This is a genomic window from Acidovorax sp. KNOB132 (assembly GCF_057541515.1).
Genome location: NZ_BAAJYT010000381.1, coordinates 1 through 2631, shown reverse-complemented (window position 1 = coordinate 2631; position 2631 = coordinate 1). Strand labels below are relative to the sequence as shown.

Below are 2631 nucleotides of genomic sequence, written 5' to 3'. Positions count from 1 at the left end.
GTCGGCGCCCAGCTCCAGGCCCAGCACGCGGTCGAGTTCTTCGCCGTGGGCGCTCAGCATGAGCACCGGCGTGGCCTGGTGCGCCGGGTCGCGGCGCAGGTCGCGCAGCAGATCGAGGCCGTTGCCGTCGGGCAGGCCCACGTCCAGCACCAGCAGGTCGAAGGGCCGGGCGCGCAGCTGTTCGCGCGCGTCCCGCAGCAGCAGGCTGTGCACGATGGATAGCCCCTCGCGCTCGAGCGCATAGGCCACCGTGCGCGCGATGGCGGGGTCGTCCTCCAGCAGCAGCAACCGGGCGTGGGTGGTGGACATGCCGTGCCTTCAGCGCGCGACCAGCACGGGGAACAGCTTGCCCAGCCCTTCGGCCATCACCTCCACCGCCAGCGCCGCGAGGATCAGGCCCATGAGCCGGGTCATCACGTTGATGCCGGTCTTGCCCAGCACGCGCGCGATGGGGTCGGCCAGCGCGAAGCACAGCGCCGTGGCGCCGGCGATGACCACGCCGTAGCCCACCAGCGCCAGGTGCTGCCAGAAGGTCTGCGCCCGGTCGGCATATATCACCACGGTGGACATGCTGGCCGGCCCGGTGAGCAGCGGGATGGTGAGCGGCACCACGGCGATGCTGTCGCCCTGGGCGGCCTTCTCGGCGCCTTCCTCCAGTTCGTGGGTGTGGGGCTTGGCCTCGGCCGGCTGGGCGTTGAGCATGTTCATCGCGCTGATGAGCAGCAGCATGCCGCCGCCCACCTGGAAGCTCTGCAGCGAGATGTTGAAGAACTCCAGGATCTGCAGCCCGAGCAGCGCGCAGGCCGCGATTACGCAGAACGCGCTGAAGGCCGCCACCTGGATGGTGCGCCGGCGCTGGCGCTGCGAAAACCCGTCGGTGTAGTGGATGAAGAACGGCACGATGGCCAGCGGGTTCACGATGGCCAGCAGCGTGATGAGCGGTTTCAGGTCCATCAGCGGCCTCCGGAGACGTCGAGCAGTGACAGGGTGGTGTAGCTGGCCGCCTCCGACATCAGCCAGACGATGGCCTCGGCCACCTCCTCGGCCGTGCCGCCCCGCCCCATGGGCACCTGGTGCGCCAGATCGCGCACGCGGTCGGGCAGGCCGCCGCTGGCGTGGATGTCGGTGTCGATGAGGCCGGGCCGCACCGCATTCACGCGGACGCCCTCGGCCGCCACCTCGCGGGCCAGGCCGAGCGTGAGCACGTCGATGGCGCCCTTGGAGGCGGCGTAGTCCACGTACTGCCCGGCCGCGCCCAGGCGCGCCGCGGCGCTGGACACGTTGACGATGCTGCCGCCCGCGCCGCCGTGCTTCGTGCTCATGCGCCGCACGGCCTCGCGTGCGCAGAGAAAGCTGCCCACCACGTTGATGTCGAACATGCGGCGCAGGCGCTCGGCGCTCATCTGGTCCACGCGCGCGGGCACGTCGACCACGCCCGCGTTGTTCACCAAGGCACCGAGCGGGCCCAGCCGGGCATCGACGGCCTCGAACAGGGCGACGACCTCGTCTTCCTTCGCCACGTCGGCCTGCACGGCGATGGCCTGGCCGCCCGCCTCGCGGATGGCCTGCACCACGGCATCGGCCGCCTGCGCATCGCGGGCGTAGTTCACCGCCACCGCCCAGCCCTGGCGCGCGGCCAGCCGGGCGGTCGCCGCGCCGATGCCCCGGCTACCACCGGTCACAAGTACCACTTTGTTCAATTGCCGTCTCCTGCAAGAATGCACCGTTGGCGAAAGGTCCCGCATTACAGCATCCGCCGGCCCGAGCCACCACCGGGCCGGCGCGTCTTTTCACCGTTCCGCTTTCTTCCAACCACCCTCTCTCACCCATCCCTTCCGGCAAAGGAGTCGCATCATCATGGGCAATTTCGTGGACATCGCATCGGCTGACGGTTTCAAGGTGCCCGCCTGGGTCGCGCAGCCCGAGGGCCAGGCGCGCGGCGCCGTGGTCGTGCTGCAGGAAATCTTCGGCGTGAACTCGCATATCCGCGCCGTGGCCGACCGGCTGGCCGCGCGCGGCTACCTGGCCGTGGCGCCCGCCACCTTCGCCCGGGTGCAGCCCGGGGTCGAGCTGGGCTACAGCGCGCAGGACATGCAGGACGGCATCGCGCTCAAGTCGCGCGTCGAGGCGCTTCCCGGCGCGGGCGTGCTGCCCGACATCCAGGCCGCCATCGACCACGCGGCGCAGGCCGGCGGCGGCAAGGTGGGCATCGTGGGGTTCTGCTGGGGCGGCCTGCTCACCTGGCGCGCGGCGTGCGAGCTGCAGGGCCTGTCGGCCGCCGTCTGCTACTACGGCGGCGGCATGACCACCACCGAGGAAAGCGCGCGCACCCCGAAGGTTCCGGTGCTGGCGCACTTCGGCGACCGCGACCACTTCATCGCGCTCGACAGCGTGCAGGCCTTCGGCCGGGCCCACCCGGAAGTGGAGGTGCATGTGTACGACGCCGACCACGGCTTCAACTGCGACCAGCGCGGCTCCTACGACGAGGCCTCGGCCACCCTGGCGCGCGAGCGCACGCTGGCGTTCTTCGCCAAGCACGTGGGCTGAGCGGAGCCCCCGGGGCCGCCTGACCGGCCGCGGGCCCGGAGGCGGCCGACCCGCGTCCTACAGCAGCAGCGGTCCGCCGACCGG

The 2631-nt window shown here is 71.5% G+C and carries 4 protein-coding genes; 1 reads left to right on the top strand and 3 read right to left on the bottom strand.

Translation table 11 applies throughout. From position 1 onward, the window contains the following. The 3 genes from AC27IO_RS22705 to AC27IO_RS22695 all read right to left on the bottom strand — a co-directional run. The coding region (locus tag AC27IO_RS22705) for a response regulator (RefSeq protein WP_498740903.1) at nucleotides 1-309 on the bottom strand (309 nt) is incomplete at its 3' end. Nucleotides 310-318: 9 nt separating this feature from the next. Then, nucleotides 319-954, bottom strand: coding sequence for a MarC family protein (locus tag AC27IO_RS22700; RefSeq protein ID WP_272565846.1), 636 nt, complete (start codon nucleotides 952-954; stop codon nucleotides 319-321). After that, on the bottom strand, nucleotides 954-1700 hold the full coding sequence (locus AC27IO_RS22695; RefSeq protein WP_498740901.1) for an SDR family oxidoreductase: 747 nt from the start codon (nucleotides 1698-1700) through the stop codon (nucleotides 954-956). The genes AC27IO_RS22700 and AC27IO_RS22695 overlap by 1 nt, the downstream gene beginning before the upstream one ends. Before the next feature lie 157 nt (nucleotides 1701-1857). On the opposite strand from AC27IO_RS22695, the gene AC27IO_RS22690 reads away from it, so the two are divergent. Continuing rightward, complete coding sequence (locus tag AC27IO_RS22690) at nucleotides 1858-2547, top strand: dienelactone hydrolase family protein (RefSeq protein ID WP_272565844.1); 690 nt, start codon at nucleotides 1858-1860, stop codon at nucleotides 2545-2547. Nucleotides 2548-2631 lie beyond the last annotated feature (84 nt).

What these genes read in the sequence shown, in the direction of transcription:
- AC27IO_RS22700 (WP_272565846.1), bottom strand. Translation starts at nt 954, where the DNA reads ATGGACCTGAAACCGCTCATCACGCTGCTGGCCATCGTGAACCCGCTG.
- AC27IO_RS22690 (WP_272565844.1), top strand. Translation starts at nt 1,858, where the DNA reads ATGGGCAATTTCGTGGACATCGCATCGGCTGACGGTTTCAAGGTGCCC.